This is a genomic window from Vibrio sp. 1288, from assembly GCF_033344475.1.
On record NZ_JAWPOX010000589.1, the window covers coordinates 1 to 672 of the forward strand.

The 672-nt window shown below is 47.2% G+C and carries 1 pseudogene; it reads left to right on the plus strand.

Annotated elements, in window-relative coordinates:
* Window positions 1–6: 6 nt before the first annotated feature.
* A pseudogene (locus R8O11_RS28195) lies at window positions 7–534 on the plus strand (AMP-binding enzyme); the annotation flags it as partial.
* Between the last annotated feature and the right edge of the window lie 138 nt (window positions 535–672).

The following is a 672-nucleotide window of genomic DNA, read 5'->3' on the forward strand; positions in this document are numbered from 1 at the left end:
CGGTAACCGATTCAAGGTGTTGAGGTGAAAGTCGTTGATCTTGACGGCCATGCTCTCGCTGTCGGTGAGGCTGGAGAAATTATTGTGCGCGGGCACAACGTCATGAAAGGTTATCTTGATCGCCCAGAAGTGACGGAATCGGTGTTGCAAAGTGGTTGGTTCCATACCGGTGACGTCGGGCGATTTGATGAGTCGGGTAATCTGTTTATTGTCGACAGGATGAAAGACTTGATCATTCGAGGTGGCTTCAATGTGTATCCTCGTGAGATTGAAGAAGTATTCATGACGCATCCTGCGGTAGCGATGGTGGCCGTGATAGGTATTCCGCATCAAGAATATGGCGAAGAGATCAAAGCCTACGTGGTATTAAAACCGAATCAATTTGTCGAAGCTGATGAGCTGCAACTATGGGGGCGAGAGCAGTTGGCCAATTTCAAATACCCAAGGTTTGTCGAAATTCGTGAACAGTTACCGATGAGTGCTACGGGTAAAATCTTAAAGAGAGAGCTAAAATCGGAACTCGAAGTCGCATAAGTATGATGTCAAAGCCAGCGAAGCTCTCGCTGGCTTTTTGTTTGATCTACATGGCATTGGCTGGTGGTCGTTTTGGCCGAGTTCGCCGGTTAGACCAAAGACGTGTTTGCATCTACAACTATTCCAACTGTTTGAGAT